15 protein-coding genes and 1 pseudogene are annotated in these 16,611 nt (G+C 71.0%); 12 read left to right on the top strand and 4 right to left on the bottom strand.

The features are described 5' to 3' along the window. Position 1: 1 nt before the first annotated feature. The 4 genes from ACIQ8J_RS04735 (at position 2) to ACIQ8J_RS04750 (ending at position 4,251) form a co-directional block, all read left to right on the top strand. Positions 2-1,009, top strand: coding sequence for a Gfo/Idh/MocA family protein (locus ACIQ8J_RS04735; protein ID WP_403264804.1), 1,008 nt, complete (start codon positions 2-4; stop codon positions 1,007-1,009). 303 nt (positions 1,010-1,312) lie between these two features. After that, positions 1,313-1,513: a helix-turn-helix transcriptional regulator gene (locus ACIQ8J_RS04740; RefSeq protein WP_403264807.1), complete on the top strand. Its 201-nt coding sequence runs from the start codon at positions 1,313-1,315 to the stop codon at positions 1,511-1,513. A 162-nt stretch (positions 1,514-1,675) separates the two neighbouring features. Next, positions 1,676-1,903: a heavy-metal-associated domain-containing protein gene (locus ACIQ8J_RS04745; RefSeq protein ID WP_403264810.1), complete on the top strand. Its 228-nt coding sequence runs from the start codon at positions 1,676-1,678 to the stop codon at positions 1,901-1,903. A 20-nt stretch (positions 1,904-1,923) separates the two neighbouring features. After that, the gene (locus ACIQ8J_RS04750; RefSeq protein WP_403264813.1) at positions 1,924-4,251 is read left to right on the top strand and encodes a heavy metal translocating P-type ATPase; all 2,328 of its coding nucleotides are present in this window, start codon (positions 1,924-1,926) and stop codon (positions 4,249-4,251) included. A 363-nt stretch (positions 4,252-4,614) separates the two neighbouring features. Here ACIQ8J_RS04750 and ACIQ8J_RS04755 read toward each other — a convergent pair whose 3' ends face one another. Next, the gene (locus tag ACIQ8J_RS04755) at positions 4,615-5,913 is read right to left on the bottom strand and encodes a citrate synthase (RefSeq protein ID WP_398872044.1); all 1,299 of its coding nucleotides are present in this window, start codon (positions 5,911-5,913) and stop codon (positions 4,615-4,617) included. A 180-nt stretch (positions 5,914-6,093) separates the two neighbouring features. After that, the gene (locus ACIQ8J_RS04760) at positions 6,094-8,316 is read right to left on the bottom strand and encodes an ATP-dependent RecD-like DNA helicase (RefSeq protein WP_403264815.1); all 2,223 of its coding nucleotides are present in this window, start codon (positions 8,314-8,316) and stop codon (positions 6,094-6,096) included. Positions 8,317-8,577: 261 nt separating this feature from the next. On the opposite strand from ACIQ8J_RS04760, the gene ACIQ8J_RS04765 reads away from it, so the two are divergent. The 4 genes from ACIQ8J_RS04765 (at position 8,578) to ACIQ8J_RS04780 (ending at position 10,474) form a co-directional block, all read left to right on the top strand. After that, positions 8,578-9,114 carry a DUF937 domain-containing protein gene (locus tag ACIQ8J_RS04765; RefSeq protein ID WP_403264818.1) on the top strand — a complete coding sequence of 179 codons (537 nt, stop codon included), beginning with the start codon at positions 8,578-8,580 and terminating at the stop codon, positions 9,112-9,114. 189 nt (positions 9,115-9,303) lie between these two features. Beyond that, positions 9,304-9,720 carry a hypothetical protein gene (locus ACIQ8J_RS04770; protein WP_403264821.1) on the top strand — a complete coding sequence of 139 codons (417 nt, stop codon included), beginning with the start codon at positions 9,304-9,306 and terminating at the stop codon, positions 9,718-9,720. After that, positions 9,717-10,085 (top strand): hypothetical protein, encoded by a 369-nt coding sequence (locus ACIQ8J_RS04775; protein ID WP_403264823.1) that lies wholly within the window; start codon positions 9,717-9,719, stop codon positions 10,083-10,085. Before ACIQ8J_RS04770 ends, ACIQ8J_RS04775 begins: the two co-directional genes overlap by 4 nt. Before the next feature lie 23 nt (positions 10,086-10,108). Next, entirely contained in the window at positions 10,109-10,474 is a 366-nt protein-coding gene (locus tag ACIQ8J_RS04780; RefSeq protein ID WP_403264825.1) for a hypothetical protein, read from the top strand. Positions 10,475-10,553: 79 nt separating this feature from the next. Here ACIQ8J_RS04780 and ACIQ8J_RS04785 read toward each other — a convergent pair whose 3' ends face one another. Beyond that, on the bottom strand, positions 10,554-11,594 hold the full coding sequence (locus tag ACIQ8J_RS04785) for a LacI family DNA-binding transcriptional regulator (RefSeq protein ID WP_403264828.1): 1,041 nt from the start codon (positions 11,592-11,594) through the stop codon (positions 10,554-10,556). A gap of 149 nt (positions 11,595-11,743) precedes the next feature. On the opposite strand from ACIQ8J_RS04785, the gene ACIQ8J_RS04790 reads away from it, so the two are divergent. From ACIQ8J_RS04790 to ACIQ8J_RS04805, 4 genes and pseudogenes are all read left to right on the top strand, one after another. Beyond that, positions 11,744-12,898: a Gfo/Idh/MocA family protein gene (locus ACIQ8J_RS04790; RefSeq protein ID WP_403264831.1), complete on the top strand. Its 1,155-nt coding sequence runs from the start codon at positions 11,744-11,746 to the stop codon at positions 12,896-12,898. Continuing rightward, on the top strand, positions 12,895-14,049 hold the full coding sequence (locus tag ACIQ8J_RS04795) for a dihydrodipicolinate synthase family protein (protein ID WP_403264834.1): 1,155 nt from the start codon (positions 12,895-12,897) through the stop codon (positions 14,047-14,049). The genes ACIQ8J_RS04790 and ACIQ8J_RS04795 overlap by 4 nt, the downstream gene beginning before the upstream one ends. Positions 14,050-14,090: 41 nt before the next feature. After that, positions 14,091-14,888, top strand: coding sequence for a sugar phosphate isomerase/epimerase family protein (locus tag ACIQ8J_RS04800; RefSeq protein ID WP_403265254.1), 798 nt, complete (start codon positions 14,091-14,093; stop codon positions 14,886-14,888). Between the two features lie 112 nt (positions 14,889-15,000). Continuing rightward, positions 15,001-15,651: pseudogene (locus ACIQ8J_RS04805) on the top strand (sugar phosphate isomerase/epimerase family protein); the annotation flags it as partial. On the opposite strand, the gene ACIQ8J_RS04810 reads toward ACIQ8J_RS04805, so the two are convergent. Then, positions 15,590-16,564, bottom strand: a complete 975-nt coding sequence (locus tag ACIQ8J_RS04810; RefSeq protein ID WP_403264836.1) for an EamA family transporter — start codon at positions 16,562-16,564, stop codon at positions 15,590-15,592. The pseudogene ACIQ8J_RS04805 and the gene ACIQ8J_RS04810 overlap by 62 nt on opposite strands. Positions 16,565-16,611: the final 47 nt, after the last annotated feature.

A 16,611-nucleotide genomic window follows, 5' to 3' on the forward strand; every position in this document is an offset into this window, starting at 1 on the left:
CATGACCCTCGGCATCGCCGTCATCGGCACCGGCAGGATGGGCGCCGACCATGTGCGCCGCATCGACTCCGTCATCGGCGGCGCCCGCGTCGCGGCCGTCGCCGACCTGGACGCGGAACGCGCCAAGGCCGTCGCCGCGGGCATCGAAGGGTGCACCGCGCACACCGACCCGGCGGCCGCGATGGCCGCGCCCGGCGTCGGCGCCGTCCTGATCGCCTCCTCGGGCCCGGCCCACGAGGCGGCCCTGCTCGAAGCCTTCGCGCGCGGCCTGCCGGTCCTGTGCGAGAAGCCGCTCACCCCCGACCCGGCCGGCGCCCTGCGCGTCCTGGAGGCCGAGCAGCGACTCGGCCGCAGGCTGGTCCAGGTCGGTTTCATGCGCCGGTACGACGCCGAGTACCAGCAACTTCAACTCACCCTCAACCAGGGCGAGTTGGGCCGCCCCTTGATGCTGCACTGCCGGCACCGCAACGCGGCATCGCCCTCCTTCTTCACCACCGAGATGCTGATCCGCGACTCGGTGGTGCACGAGGTGGACGCCACCCGCTGGCTGCTCGGCCAGGAGATCACCGCCGTACAGGTACTGCGCCCGCGCCCCACCTCGTCCGCACCGCAGGGGCTCGGCGATCCGCAGCTGGTCCTGTTCGAGACGTCCGGCGGCGCGGTGGTGGACGTGGAGATCTTCGTCAACTGCGGCTTCGGGTACGAGGTCCGCTGCGAGGCGGTGTGCGAACGCGGCACCGCCTCGATCGGCGAGAGCGCCGGGCTCGTCACGCGGACCGCGGGGCGGACGGGCCGCGACATCCCGCAGGACTTCACGATCCGGTTCGCCGACGCGTACGACCGCGAGGTGCAGGCGTGGGTGGACGCGACCCGGCAGGGCCGCGTCGAGGGGGCGAGCACCTGGGACGGCTATGCGGCGGCCGTGGTCTGCGAGGCGGGGGTACGCGCCCAGGAGACCGGCGAGCGGGTCCGCGTACAGCTGGCGGAGCGGCCCGCGCTGTACGCGTAGACGGCGGGACCGAGGGGCTTCGCCCCTGACCCGTAAGGGAGGACGGCGGCCCCGAAGGGAAGGGGAGGGCTTCACCCATTTGCCCCAACTACCCCGTTCGCCGCATCCGTTACAAGGATCTCCTTCCCGTCACACATGTCTCCATTACGCAGGTCTTGCGTCACAGGCGGTCAACAGGCGCTCTCCTCGCCTCCCTCCCTGTCGTTCAGCGGGCACAGGCTCAGTGATCGCCAAGCGTTCGCGCCACAGCTCCCCCGACGGCCTTCCGGCCGCCGCTGCGGCGTACGCAGGGAGGTGCCCCACATGACCGACCGAAGGCTCTGGTCGTACAAAGAGATCGCCGCGCACATCCGGGTGCAGCCGGACACGGTCCGCTCGTACCGCAAGCACGGGCTGCTGCCCGCGCCGGACCTCGTGGAGAACGGCAAGCCCTACTGGTTCGCGGACACGATCCGCGCGTGGGTCGCCCGCCGTCCGGGCAACCGCAGCCGTCGAGGGGACTGAGCGGGCGGCCCGTCGTTATCAGCGTGCGGAAGCGAGCCATGCGGCCTGCCGGAGTCGCCATGTACCCCCTGGGGGTATACAGTGGAGACCCTCGGGGCGCGCGGTTCCCTTCCGGCTCCCTGATGCACCATGGATCCGTAAGCCCGTGAAGAGGAGAACGCCATGACCGCCGCCACCGACATCACCACCGTCTACAAGGTCTCCGGTATGACCTGCGGCCACTGCGAGGGGGCGGTGTCCGCGGAGATCTCCGGGATCGAGGGCGTCAGCTCGGTGAAGGCCGTCGCCGCCACCGGCGAGGTCACCGTGATCTCGGCCGCCCCGCTCGACGAGGAGGCGGTACGCGCCGCTGTCGACGAGGCGGGCTACGAACTGGCCGGCCTGGCCTGACCCCCCACCCGGCGCCCACCATGGAAACCCCCGGCCCCGCTCAGCGGATCGAACTCGCCATCGGCGGGATGACCTGCGCGTCCTGCGCGGCCCGCATCGAAAAGAAGCTGAACCGGATGCCGGGGGTGAACGCGACGGTCAACTACGCGACGGAGCGGGCACTGGTCTCCTATGCGCAGGGCGTGGAGCTGGCGGACCTCCTCGCGACGGTGGTGCGGACGGGGTACACGGCGGAGCCAATGCCGGTCGACCAGGAATCAGTGCTGGCCGGCAAAAATCCAGCCCCTCTGGCGTTTGAGGAGCGGGGTCTGGGGCGGAGCCCCGGTTCGGGAAGGGGCGGGGTGGGGAATGGGCCCGCCGCAGGCGCCCGCATCCGGCGGGCGCCAGAGCGCGAGCCGGCCCCGCTGAGGCAGCGCCTCCTCACCTCGGCCACCCTGGCCACCCCCGTCGTCGCCCTCGCCATGATCCCGTCGCTCCAGTTCGACAACTGGCAGTGGCTCTCCCTCACCCTGGCCGCCCCCGTGGTCGTCTGGGGCGGCCTCCCCTTCCACCGGGCGGCGTGGACCAACCTCCGGCACGGCGCCGCCACGATGGACACCCTCGTCTCCACCGGCACCCTCGCCGCGTTCGGCTGGTCCCTGTGGGCCCTGTTCTTCGGGACCGCAGGGCTGTCCGGCATGCGGCACGGCTTCGAGCTCACGGCGAGCCGCACCGACGGCAGCGGCACCATCTACCTCGAAGTCGCCGCGGGCGTCGTCACGTTCATCCTGCTCGGCCGCCATCTGGAGGCCCGCGCCAAGCGGAAGTCCGGCGCCGCCCTGCGCGCGCTGATGGAACTGGGCGCCAAGGACGTCGCCGTCCAGCGCGACGGGGCTGAAGTACGCGTCCCGGTAAGCGAGTTGCGTACCGGCGACCGCTTCGTCGTGCGGCCCGGCGAGAAGGTGGCCACGGACGGCATCGTCGTGGCAGGCACCTCGGCCGTCGACGCGTCGATGCTGACCGGTGAGTCCGTCCCCGTCGATGTGACCGTGGGCGACCCGGTCACCGGCGCGACCGTGAACGCCTGCGGCCGCCTGGTGGTGGCGGCGACCCGCGTCGGCGCGGACACCCAACTCGCCCGCATGGCCCGCATGGTGGAGGACGCCCAGAACGGCAAGGCCGAGGTCCAGCGCCTCGCGGACCGCATCGCGGCCGTGTTCGTGCCGGTGGTGCTCCTGATCGCGCTGGCCACCCTGGCGGTCTGGCTCCTGACCACCGGCGACACCGCCGCCGCCTTCACCGCGGCCGTCGCCGTCCTGATCATCGCCTGCCCGTGCGCGCTGGGCCTGGCCACCCCCACCGCCCTCATGGTCGGCACCGGACGCGGCGCCCAGCTCGGCATCCTGATCAAGGGCCCGGAGGTGCTGGAGTCCACCCGCCGCGTCGACACCGTCGTCCTCGACAAGACGGGGACGGTCACCACGGGACGGATGAGCCTGTACGAGGTCCACCCGGCCGAGGGCACCGACGAGAAGCAACTCCTGCGCCTGGCCGGTGCGTTGGAGCACTCCTCCGAGCATCCCATCGCCCGCGCGATCGCCGCCGGCGCCGAGGACCGGGCCGGGGTCCTGCCCGTCGCCGAGGGCTTCCGCTCGCTGCCCGGCCGGGGCGTCGAAGGCACCGTGGAGGGCCACCGGGTGTACGTGGGCCGGGACGGCGCCCTGGAGCTGCCGCCCGAGCTCGCCGCGGCCAAGAGCGCCGCCGAGGCCCAGGGCCGTACGGCCGTCGTCGTCGGGTGGGACGGGGTGGCCCGGGGCGTCCTTGCCGTGTCGGACACCGTGAAGGCGACCAGCGCGGAGGCCGTCGCCCGGCTGCGGGCGCTTGGCCTCACCCCGGTCCTGCTCACCGGCGACCACCGGGCGGTGGCCGAATCGGTGGCCGCGGAGGTCGGCATCGCGGCGGCCGATGTGTACGCGGAGGTCCTCCCCGAGGACAAGGCCGCCGTGGTCAAACGCCTTCAGGAGCAGGGCCGTACGGTCGCCATGGTGGGGGACGGCGTCAACGACGCGGCCGCCCTCGCCACCGCCGATCTGGGCCTGGCCATGGGCACGGGCACGGACGCCGCGATCGAGGCGGGCGACCTCACCCTCGTACGGGGTGATCTGCGGGTCGCGGCGGACGCGATCCGGCTGTCCCGGCGGACCCTGGCCACCATCAAAGGCAACCTTTTCTGGGCATTCGGCTACAACGTGGCCGCGGTGCCGCTGGCCGCGGCAGGGCTGCTGAATCCGATGATCGCGGGCGCGGCTATGGCGTTCTCATCGGTGTTCGTGGTAACCAACAGCCTACGGTTGCGTTCCTTCACCTGACCTCCACAAAGAGATCTAGATCACAGAGGTTTTGAGGTAACCATCGGGAGGGGTCGGGAGTCTAAGTGGGCGATGCCGCGGATGTCTTGGGGGACGTCCATGGAATGTCTTGGGGGACGTTCCAGGCAGCGCGTTGGCCGGGGCACGTACATCGGGGAGCTTTGAGCGGCCCACCCGACTGGTACGTACCCCGGCAGACCGCCTAGACCCCCGGCTCGGATCCCGTGGGGGGAATCCGCACCGGGAAACAGGGAAGCGCCCCGACTGCCGACCCGTGGGGGGATCGGCAGCGGGGCGCTTTCCGCTTCCGGAGCCTTCGACTCCGCACTACTGCCCGCGAACTGCCGGGCAGCACACGGAAGTTCAGCGGCCCTCGACCGGCACGAAGTCGCGCAGCACTTCGCCCGTGTAGATCTGACGCGGGCGGCCGATGCGGGAGCCCGGCTCCTTGATCATCTCGTGCCACTGGGCGATCCAGCCCGGGAGGCGGCCGAGCGCGAACAGGACCGTGAACATCTCGGTCGGGAAGCCCATCGCGCGGTAGATCAGACCCGTGTAGAAGTCCACGTTCGGGTAGAGGTTGCGCGAGACGAAGTACTCGTCGCTCAGCGCGTGCTCTTCGAGCTTCAGCGCGATGTCGAGCAGCTCGTCGGACTTGCCGAGCGCCGAGAGGACATCGTGCGCCGCGGCCTTGATGATCTTCGCGCGCGGGTCGAAGGACTTGTACACCCGGTGGCCGAAGCCCATCAGGCGGACGCCGTCCTCCTTGTTCTTCACCTTGCGGATGAAGGAGTCCACGTCGCCGCCGTTGGCCTGGATGCCTTCCAGCATCTCCAGGACGGACTGGTTGGCGCCGCCGTGCAGCGGGCCCCACAGTGCGCTGATACCGGCGGAGATGGAGGCGAACATGTTCGCCTGCGACGAGCCGACCAGGCGGACCGTGGAGGTCGAGCAGTTCTGCTCGTGGTCCGCGTGCAGGATGAGCAGCTTGTCCAGCGCCGAGACGACGACCGGGTCCAGCTCGTACTCCTGGGCCGGCACGGAGAACGTCATGCGCAGGAAGTTCTCGACGTAGCCGAGGTCGTTGCGCGGGTAGACGAAGGGGTGGCCGATCGACTTCTTGTACGCGTACGCCGCGATCGTCGGCAGCTTGGCCAGCAGCCGGATCGTGGAGAGGTTGCGCTGCTTCTCGTCGAACGGGTTGTGGCTGTCCTGGTAGAAGGTGGACAGCGCGGAGACCACCGAGGACAGCATCGCCATCGGGTGGGCGTCCCGCGGGAAGCCGTCGAAGAACCGCTTGACGTCCTCGTGCAGCAGCGTGTGCTGGGTGATCTCGCTCTTGAAGCTGGAGAGCTGGTCGACGGTCGGCAGCTCGCCGTTGATCAGCAGGTACGCGACCTCCACGAAGGTGGAGCGCTCCGCGAGCTGCTCGATCGGGTACCCGCGGTAACGCAGGATGCCCTGCTCACCGTCGAGGTAGGTAATGGCGGATTTATAGGCGGCGGTGTTGCCGTATCCGCTGTCGAGGGTGACCAGTCCGGTCTGGGCTCGGAGCTTGCCGATGTCGAAGCCCTTGTCGCCGACGGTGCTGTCGATCACCGGGTAGGTGTACTCGCCATCGCCGAACCGCAGTACTACAGCGTTGTTCGCGTTCTCGCTCACGTCATCCCTCACCGACGTAGTGCCTCTTCTTCGAGGTGCCCTGACTGTCTCTACCATCCCCCATTTGGCTCAGCAGAGTGCACTCGGGGTCGCCCATTGGGCTTATTCACGGCACTCAGTGCCGCTCAACCTGCTCATCCTGCCCCGTTCGCCCCACTTCCGAAAGTCCTGGGTGATCTTTCACACCAAAGTGCCCCCTGCCAGCCGGTGAGCGAGTGCGGTAAAGCGTCTGCCTGCGGAAACGGTACGCACTGCCTGGCCGATCGCCTTGCGGGACCCCACCAGGACGACGAGCTTCTTGGCTCGGGTGACCGCCGTGTAGAGCAGATTCCGCTGGAGCATCATCCAGGCGCCGGTGGTGACGGGGATGACCACCGCCGGGTACTCGCTGCCCTGCGAGCGGTGGATCGTCACCGCGTAGGCGTGCGCCAGCTCGTCCAGCTCGTCGAAGTCGTACGGCACCTCCTCGTCCTCGTCGGTCAGCACCGTCAGCCGCTGGTCGTCCAGGCTGAGTGAGGTGACCACGCCGACGGTGCCGTTGAAGACGCCGTTCTTGCCCTTCTCGTAATTGTTGCGAATCTGGGTGACCTTGTCTCCGACGCGGAACACCCGGCCGCCGAACCGCTTCTCCGGCAGATCGGGCCGCGCGGGCGTAATCGCCTGCTGGAGAAGGCCGTTGAGGGTGCCGGCGCCGGCCGGGCCCCGGTGCATCGGGGCGAGCACCTGGATGTCGCGGCGCGGGTCGAGCCCGAACCTGGCCGGAATGCGGCGGGCGGCCACGTCCACGGTGAGCCGCCCCGCGTCCTCCGTCTCCTCCTCCACGAAGAGGAAGAAGTCGTCGAGGCCCGAAGTGACCGGCTGGGAACCGGAGTTGATGCGGTGGGCGTTGGTGACCACCCCGGACTGCTGGGCCTGCCGGAAGATCCGGGTCAGCCGCACGTTCGGCACCGGCCCGCCCTCGGCGAGCAGATCGCGCAGCACCTCCCCCGCGCCGACCGACGGCAACTGGTCGACGTCGCCCACCATCAGGAGGTGCGCGCCGGGCGCGACGGCCTTGACGAGCTTGTTGGCGAGCAGCAGATCGAGCATGGACGCCTCGTCCACGACGACCAGATCGGCGTCCAGCGGCCGGTCCTTGTCGTACGCCGCGTCGCCGCCCGGTTTCAGTTCGAGCAGGCGGTGCACGGTGGAGGCCTCGGCGCCGGTCAGCTCGGCCAGGCGTTTGGCGGCCCGGCCGGTCGGCGCGGCGAGCACCACCTTGGCCTTCTTGGCGCGGGCCAGCTCCACGATCGAGCGGACGGTGAAGGACTTGCCGCAGCCGGGGCCGCCGGTGAGCACGGCGACCTTGCTGGTGAGGGCGAGCTTGACGGCCTCCTGCTGCTCGGGGGCGAGCTCGGCGCCGGTCCGCCCGGCGAGCCAGCCGAGCGCCTTGTCCCAGTCGACGTCGCCGAACCCAGGCATCCGGTCCTCGCCGGTCCGCAGCAGCCGCCCGACCTGGCCGGCGAGCGACAGCTCGGCACGGTGGAACGGCACGAGGTAGACGGCGTTGACGGCCTCGCCGCCCTCGGGTCCCGGCACCCGTTCCCGTACGGCGCCCTCCTCGGCGATCAGCGCGGCCAGGCACTCGATGACCAGGCCGGTGTCGACCTGGAGCAGCTTCACCGAATCGGAGATCAGGCGCTCCTCGGGCAGGAAGCAGTGGCCCTGGTCGGTGGACTGGGACAGGGCGTACTGCAGGCCCGCCTTGACCCGCTCCGGGCTGTCGTGCGGGATGCCGACGGCCTGGGCGATGCGGTCGGCGGTGAGGAACCCGATGCCCCAGACGTCGGCGGCGAGCCGGTAGGGCTGGTTCTTCACCACCGAGATCGACGCGTCCCCGTACTTCTTGTAAATGCGCACGGCGATGGACGTGGAGACACCGACACCCTGCAGGAAGACCATCACCTCCTTGATGGCCTTCTGCTCCTCCCAGGCGGCGCCGATCAGCTTCGTACGCTTGGGACCGAGCCCCGGCACCTCGACCAGCCGCTTCGGCTCCTTCTCGATGATGTCGAGGGTGTCCACGCCGAAGTGCTCGGTGATGCGGTCGGCGATGCGCGGGCCGATGCCCTTGATCAGGCCGGAGCCGAGGTAGCGGCGGATGCCCTGGATGGTGGCGGGCAGGACGGTCGTGTAGTTCTCCACGGTGAACTGCTTGCCGTACTGGGGATGGGACCCCCAGCGGCCCTCCATCCGCAGCGACTCGCCCGGCTGCGCGCCGAGCAGCGAGCCGACGACCGTCAGGAGGTCGCCGCTGCCCCGGCCGGTATCGACGCGCGCGACGGTGTAGCCGCTCTCCTCATTGGCGTACGTGATCCGCTCAAGGACCCCCTCCAGAACCGCCGCACCCGCCAGATTGGACATGCCCCGACGCTACCGCCCCGGTCTGACAACGCGGAGGCGGACAAGGGCAGTCGGGAATGAACTCAAGCGGGACCCGGTCCGTCGACCGGGCCCCGCTGATTTCCCTCCCCGTCAGCGCTCCCCGATCCCCCCGGATCCCTCCCCTGAAGCACTGACGACACCTAGACCACCGTCACCCCGGAAGGGTTGCACGACTGCGGGCAGTTATTTTTCCGGAATCCCGAGGTGCCGACGAATCGGGTCGAACGTAGCGTTTCCCCCATGAGTGACGATGTCGACGGCGCCAGGGGCGATTCCTTCCAGCAGGACGTTCTGAACGAGCTGGGGGACGACGGACTTCAGCAGATCGCCGGACTGATCGGTACGGACGCGGCGGGCGCGCGGGACGTGGTCGGCACGACGGTGTCGGCGCTCGCGGGCGGGCTGCCTCCGGAGACGGCGGAGGAGGTCCGCGCGGCCGTGACGGAGGCCGCTCCGGAGGAGGCGCCCTTGCAGGGGGTGGCCACGCTGGGCGGCGGGCTCGGCGGAATCCTGGGCGGCGGCCTGGCGGCCGGGGTGCTCGCCAAGGTGACCCGGCCGGTCGCCAACGCGGTGGCCAAGAAAACGGGCCTCCCCCCGGCCACGGTCGCCCGCGCCCTGGAGGTACTGCTGCCGGTCGCCCTGGCGGTCCTGACCAAGCGGGCGAAAGCGGGCAGGGCGGGTGCCCCGGCATCATCAGCCGCCCCGGGCGCGTCCCCCACCGCAGACACCGGCCTGGGCGACCTCCTGGGTCAGATCCTGGGCGGCGGGAAGAAGTAAAAAGCCTCCCACGCGCCCGCCCGTTCCCGTCCGACGGGCATGAGCAGTCGGACTATTCACCCGATCGGGCGCTGTCCGGACCGACACGGCGAGCGATATTTTGGTTACTCAGCGTAGGGGCCGGGTGGGCTGGCCTCCGCTGGCTCTTCCAGGGGGGAAGACATGCGAGTTTCGTTCTTCAACCGCGCCGTGGCGGTGACAGCGGCCTGCCTCGCGGCGCTGGCCGCGACTCCGGCCACCGGGCATGCGGCTGAGACGAGGACGCCATCGGCATCGGCTCCGCGCGCGATGATGCGCCAGGAGAAGAACTACCAGGTCGAGGTGGACAACTTCTCCAACCAGGCTTTCGACGAGATCGCTCTGGCCTTCACTCGCAACAGCACGCCCGTCACCCAGATCCTCCACCAGTTCAACGTGCCTGCCTCCAGCGTGATCATCTTCGATCTCGGACCGTGCTCCGACGTCAAGCAGTACGCGGTCAGCGGCCTCGTGGGCGGCGAGCGCAAGTTCACCACCGGCGACGTCGACGCCGATCCCGTCGGCTGCGACGACATCGTCACCATCCGGAGCACGGCAGCACTCGAAACGCACAGGAAAGCCCGATGAGGCGCGCGGTCAAGGCGCTCTGCGCCGCCTCACTGGCACTCGCCGCGGCGGTCGCATCCGCCTCACCGGCATCGGCCGTCCGCCAGGCAGCCGCATCGAACTACCGGGTCGATGTCGTCAACCACTCCGGCTTCGGTCTGGACGAAGTCGACCTCGCCGTCGCGCACTTCGGCGACCCGGTCATCCGGCTGCAGACCCAGCACCACGTGGTGTCAGGAGCCACCGCGAGCTTCGACCTCGGCCCCTGCCCCAGCGTCCGGCAGTTCGCGGCGAGCGCCTACATCGGCACCCGCGAGGTCCTCCACACCCGGGACATCAGCCCCAGCCCGAGCTGCCACACCCAGATCGAGGTCACCCACACATGAGCACGGCGAGGAGGGAGCACCGAGTGAAGCACCGCCTGAGCATCCTGCTCGCACTGCCCGTAGCGGCGTTGCTCACCACCACGGTGGGCACAGCCCCGGCATACGCGGCGAACGGCCGCTTCATTTTCGAGGACTCGGACAGCCACACGGGAGAGATGATCAACCCGCCCTCGGGCAGGTGCATCAAATTGCCCTATCCGGTCGTCAGGGTCACCAACGCGACCAACCAGAAGGCCCACCTCTTCCAGGACGTCAAGTGCGCCACGAAGGAAATCGCCGCCGTGGCGGCCGATCCCGGAACGGGAAGGGGCACGACGTGGGGTAAACCGGACGGAAGCCCTTCCGTGCTGGCAGTGAAGTTCGACTGCGACCTCGTCGCCTGCTCCTGAGCCACATCCTCCCGACTCGGCCTCACCAACACCCCGCGCGGCAGGGCAAGTTGAAAGCGCCCCGGCCGGCCACGCCCCCTCACCCCCGAGGCGCCCCCGTGGACCCCCGGACCATCAACTCCCCGTGCACCGTGGCGATTCCGCCCGGCGGGGCCGCTTCCAGGCCGAGGGCGAGGCGGCCGGCCCGCGCGCCCGCCTCGTACAGCGGCAGCCGTACGGTGGTGAGCGCGGGCACCGCGTCCGCGCTGAAGGGCAGGTCCACGAAACCGGCCACCGAGACGTCCTCGGGGATGCCAAGACCCCGGTCCCGCAGCGCCGCGCAGGCGCCGAGCGCGACCGTGTCGTTGGCGGCCACCACGGCCGTCAACTCCGGGTCCCTGCGCAGGAGTTCAAGGGCCGCGTCGTAGCCGGAGCGGCGGTCGTACGAGCTGTGCACCGTGAGGTGGTCGAGGCGGAGCCCGGCGGCCTCCAGGGCGGAGCGGTGCCCCTCCAGGCGGTGCCGGGTCGTGGTGCGCTCGGGGGGCCCGGCCACGTAACCGATCCGCCGGTGGCCGAGGCCGATGAGGTGCTGCGCCAGGCGCCTGCTCCCGCCCCGGTTGTCGAAGGCGAGGGTCGCGGTGACGCTGTCGCCGGGCAGCGGCGGCCGCCCGCACAGCACGATCCGGGTGCCCGCGTCGGCGAGCCGCGCGAGCTTCGCACCGACGGCCGCCGCCTGCTCCGGGTCCTCCAGGGCGCCGCCGGTCAGGATGACGGCGGCCGCGCGCTGGCGCTGGAGCAGGGTCAGATAGGTGAGTTCGCGTTCCGGTGAGCCCCCGGTGTTGCAGATGACGGAGAGCTTCTCGCGGGCGCCCCGCCCCTCGCCGATCGCGGACTGGGCCGCGCCCGCCATGATGCCGAAGAACGGATCGGCGATGTCGTTGACGAGTATGCCGACCAGGTCGGAGGTGGCCGCGGCGAGCGAACTCGCGGGCCCGTTCAGGACGTAGTCCAGCTCGTCCACCGCCCGCAGGACGCGCTCGCGGGTGGCCGCGGCGACCGGATAGTTGCCGTTGAGGACCCGCGAGACGGTCGCCGGGGACACCCGGGCGCGGGCCGCCACATCCGCCAGGGTCGCTGTCATCTCTGCCTCCGAGCCGCTCGGGCCGTTCCCGCTTTCAGCCTCTTGTCCGAGGCGCTGTGCGCAGGCTAGCGTCCTGCCCTGTAGAAAGCGCTTGCTGTCTATTTCTCCCCATCATGCCACCCGCATCAGCGCAGCCCCGGAGGGATCACATGACGGCACTCAGGACCGTGCGGATCGCCATGAACGGCGTCACCGGACGCATGGGTCACCGCCAGCACCTCGTACGCTCCCTCCTCGCCATCCGCGAGCAGGGCGGCCTCGACCTCGGGGACGGCACCGCGCTGTGGCCGGAGCCGGTCCTGGTCGGTCGGCGCGAGCACGCCCTGCGGGCGATGGCCGAGCGGCACGGCCTGACCGAGTGGAGCACCGACCTCGACGCGGTCCTGGCCGACCCCGCCGTCGACATCTACTTCGACGCCCAGGTAACCTCCGCCCGCGAGGACGCGCTCACCAGGGCCATCGCGGCCGGAAAGCACGTCTACACCGAGAAGCCCACGGCCACCGGCCTGTCCGGCGCCCTGGAACTGGCCCGGCTCGCCCGCGCCGCCGGCATCAAGCACGGCGTCGTCCAGGACAAGCTCTTCCTGCCGGGCCTGCTGAAGCTGAAGCGCCTGATCGACGGCGGCTTCTTCGGCCGCGTCCTGTCCGTGCGGGGCGAGTTCGGCTACTGGGTCTTCGAGGGTGACTGGCAGTCCGCGCAGCGCCCGTCGTGGAACTACCGCGCCGAGGACGGCGGCGGCATCGTCGTGGACATGTTCCCGCACTGGGAGTACGTCCTGCACGAGCTGTTCGGCCGGGTCACCTCCGTGACCGCGCACACCGCCACCCACATCCCGCGGCGCTGGGACGAGCGCGGCAAGCCGTACGAGGCGACCGCGGACGACGCCGCGTACGGGATCTTCCAGCTGGAGGGCGGCGCGGTCGCGCAGATCAACTCCTCGTGGGCGGTGCGCGTCAACCGCGAGGAACTCGTCGAGTTCCAGGTGGACGGGACGGAGGGATCGGCGGTCGCGGGACTGCGCAACTGCCGTGTGCAGCACCGCGGTTCAACACCGAAGCCGGTCTGGAACCCGGACCTCCCGGCCACCGAACCCTTCCGCGAGCAGTGGCAGGAGGTGCCCGACAACGACACGTTCGACAACGGGTTCAAGGCGCAGTGGGAGCTGTTCCTGCGGCACGTGGCGCTGGACGAGCCCTACCGCTGGGACCTGCTCGCGGGGGCGCGCGGCGTCCAGCTCGCCGAGCTCGGGCTGCGCTCCGCCGCCGAGGGCCGCCGGCTCGACGTACCGGAGGTATCACTGTGACCCTGCTGCTGCCGAACCCCGACGGCACCACGACGGCGTACCGGCCGCGGATGACACCGCTTTCTGTCGCGCCGGGCGCTCCCCCGACCTCCCGTACGGTCCTCTCGGCGGCGCACGTGGTCGCCGACCCGTACGCGGACGTGTCGCCGGACTCCCCCGCCGCCGTCGACTGGGAGGCGACGCTCGCCTTCCGCCGCCACCTGTGGTCGCACGGGCTCGGGGTCGCGGAGGCGATGGACACCGCCCAGCGCGGCATGGGCCTGGACTGGGCGACCGCGGCCGAACTGATCGCCCGAAGTGCCGCCGAGGCCAAGGCGGTTGGCGGCCGGATCGCGTGCGGGGCAGGCACGGATCAGCTGATGGCGGACGCTGGACTCAGCGAGGTGACGGCCGCGTACGAGGAGCAGCTCGCGCTGGTCGAGGGTGTCGGCGCGCAGGCGGTCCTGATGGCGTCGCGCGCCCTCGCGGCGGCGGCCCGCGGCCCCGAGGACTACCTCGCGGTCTACGACACCCTGCTCCGCCAGGCCTCCGGGCCGGTGATCCTGCACTGGCTGGGCCCGATGTTCGACCCGGCGCTCGACGGCTACTGGGGCTCGGCCGACCTCGACACGGCGACGGAGACCTTCCTGGACGTCATCGCCGCGCACCCCCACAAGGTCGACGGCATCAAAGTGTCCCTGCTCGACGCCCGCCGCGAGGTGGAGCTCAGGCGCCGCCTCCCGGACGGCGTGAAGTGCTACACGGGCGACGACCTCAACTACCCCACCCTCATCGCGGGCGACGAACAGGGCTTCAGCCACGCCCTGTTGGGCATCTTCGACCCGCTGGGCCCACTGGCGGCGGAGGCGGTACGGAATCTGGACAGGTCCGACACGGACGGCTTCCGGGGCCTCCTCGACCCAACCGTCGAACTGTCGCGGCACCTCTTCCAGCCACCAACACGCTTCTACAAAACGGGAGTTGTGTTCCTGGCATGGCTGGCGGGACACCAGGCGCACTTCACCATGATCGGCGGCCTCCAGTCGGCCCGCTCGCTGCCGCACCTCGCGCGGGCGTACGAGCTGGCCGACGGCCTCGGCCTGTTCCCGGACCCGGCGCTGGCCGAGTCCCGCACGAGGTCCCTCCTGACCGTCCACGGAGTAGCACAGTGACGCCCCGCGAACTCGGCCTCGCCCGTTTCAGCATCAACCAGATGACCGTCAAGCAGCTCTCCCTGCCGGAGCTGGTGGACGCGTGCGTACGCCTCGGGGTGCGGGGGGTCGGGCTGTGGCGGGAGCCGGTGGCCAAGTACGGGCTGGAGGCGGCGGCACAGTTGGTACGGGCGGCGGGACTTGACGTCACCACCCTGTGTCGCGGCGGCTTCCTCACCGCCGTCGACCCCGCCGGGCGGGCCGCCGCGCTCGCCGACAACCGGGCGGCGGTCGACGAGGCGGCGACGCTGGGCACGGACACGCTGATCCTGGTCTCGGGCGGGCTGCCGGCCGGTTCGAGGGACCTCGCGGGCGCGCGGGAGCGGATCGCGGACGCGCTGTCCGAGCTGGGCCCGTATGCCGCCGCGCGGGGCGTGCGGCTGGCGATCGAGCCGCTGCATCCCATGTTCGCGGCGGATCGGTGTGTGGTGTCCACACTGAGCCAGGCCCTGTCGCTGGCCGAGCGGTTTCCTGCTGCACAGGTGGGGGTGGTGGTGGACACGTACCACGTGTGGTGGGACGACATGGCGCCGGCGGCCGTGGCTCGCGCGGGGGCGGGTGGCCGCATCCACTCCTTCCAGCTGGCGGACTGGGTTACGCCGTTGCCGGCGGGGGTGCTGAATGGGCGGGGTCAGTTGGGGGACGGGTCGGTTGACCTGGGGGCGTGGTGCGCGCTGGTCGAGGCGGCCGGGTATTCCGGCCCGATCGAGGTCGAGCTGTTCAACGAGGGGTTGTGGGCGGGGGACGGGGTGAAGCTGCTGGCGGACACAGCGCGCCGTTTCGCGACCCTGGGGATTTAGCCCCACCCCGCCCCTTCCCGAAACCCTCCGGGGGCGGGGTGGGGAAGAAGGCACACCGCCCCCCGAAAGGAACACCGTGAAGCTCGCTCTCTCCACCCTCGGCCTCCCCCGCATGCCCATCGCCGACGTCGCCCGTCTCGCCGCCGCCACCGGCTACCACGGCGTGGAGCTGCGAGCCCACCCCGAGGAGCCCGTCCACCCCGGGATCGGACAGCGCGAACGGGCCGCGACAGTAAGGGAGTTGGAGGCCGCAGGCATCGAGATCCTCACCGTCGCCGGGTACGCCCGGGTCGCCCAGCCCGCCCAGTCCGACGAGCTGGCCGAGCTCGTGCGGCTCGCCCACGACCTGGGCGCCCGGTTCGTGAGGGTCTTCCCGGGCGGGGACGGCACCCCGGCCGCCGACGACACGGCCGTTCAACACCTCACCGAGGCCGCCGAGTTGGCGGCGGACACCGGCGTACGCATCCTCCTGGAGACCCACGACTCGCACCGCACCGGCGCGGCCGCCGCGGCCCTCCTCGACCGGGTCGGCGCGCACGGCATCGGCGCGCTCTGGGACGTCATGCACACCTGGCTCGGCGGCGAGACGCCCCAAGAGTCCTTCGCCGCACTCGCCCCGCACCTCGGCTACGTACAGGTCAAGGACATCGCGTCGGCCGAGGACACCACCCCGCTCCCCCTCGGCGCGGGCGTCCTGCCGCTCAGTGCGTGCCTGTCCCTGCTGCCGCCGGACGGCTGGGTGTGCTGGGAGTACGAGAAGCGCTGGTATCCGCAGGCCGCCCCGCTTCCGGGGCTTCTTGTCGCAGGGCGGGAGTACTTGGAGCGGCTGGCCTCAGGGAGGTGAGGGCGACCCCGCCCACCAGGAGCGCCGCCGCGCACCACCGCAGCGGCGTCACCGACTCCCCCAGGAGCAGCGCGGCCGACGACATCCCGAACACCGGGACGAGCAGGCTGAACGGCGCGACGGACGACGCCGGGTAGCGGCGCAGCAGCTGCCCCCAGGCACCGAAGCCGAACACGGTGCTGATCCACGCGACGTAGACCAGCGCCCCCGCCCCGCTCCAGTCGAACCCGGACAGCGCCTCCGCGTCGCGCCCCGGCCCCTCGAAGAGGAGGGAGAGCGCGAGCAGCGGGAGTACGGGGACGACGGACACCCACACCATGAAGTTGAGCGCGTCGGGCGGGGCGGCCCGGCGGGTCAGGATGTTGGACACGCCCCAGCAGGCGGCCGCGCCCACGGTCAGCGAGAAGCCGAGCAGCGGCCCGCCCGCCCCCTCGTCGATCCCGGCGACGACGATCCCCGCGAGCGCCACCGCCATCCCCAACAGCCGTGCCCTGCCCAGCCGTTCGCCCAGTACGGCCATGGCGAGGACGGCCGTGAACACGGCCTGCACCTGGAGCACCAGGGAGGAGAGCCCGGCCGGCATCCCCTGGCTCATCCCGATGAACAGCAGCCCGAACTTGGCGACCCCGAGCACCAGGCCGACCGAGACGATCGGCTTCCAGCCCACCTTGGGCCGCCCCACGAAGAACACCGCGGGCAGCGCCGCGACCAGGAAGCGCAGGGCGGAGAACAGCAGCGGCGGGAAGTGGCCGAGGCCGACGTCGATGACGACGAAGTTGACCCCCCAGACGGCGGTGACGAGCACGGCGAGCGCGATGTGTACGGGACGCATGCGTCGAGGATCACCGCCCGCGACCATTCAGCACCAGCGCGGATTCA

This window comes from Streptomyces sp. NPDC094147 (assembly GCF_044764265.1).
Classification (GTDB): Bacteria; Actinomycetota; Actinomycetes; order Streptomycetales; family Streptomycetaceae; genus Streptomyces.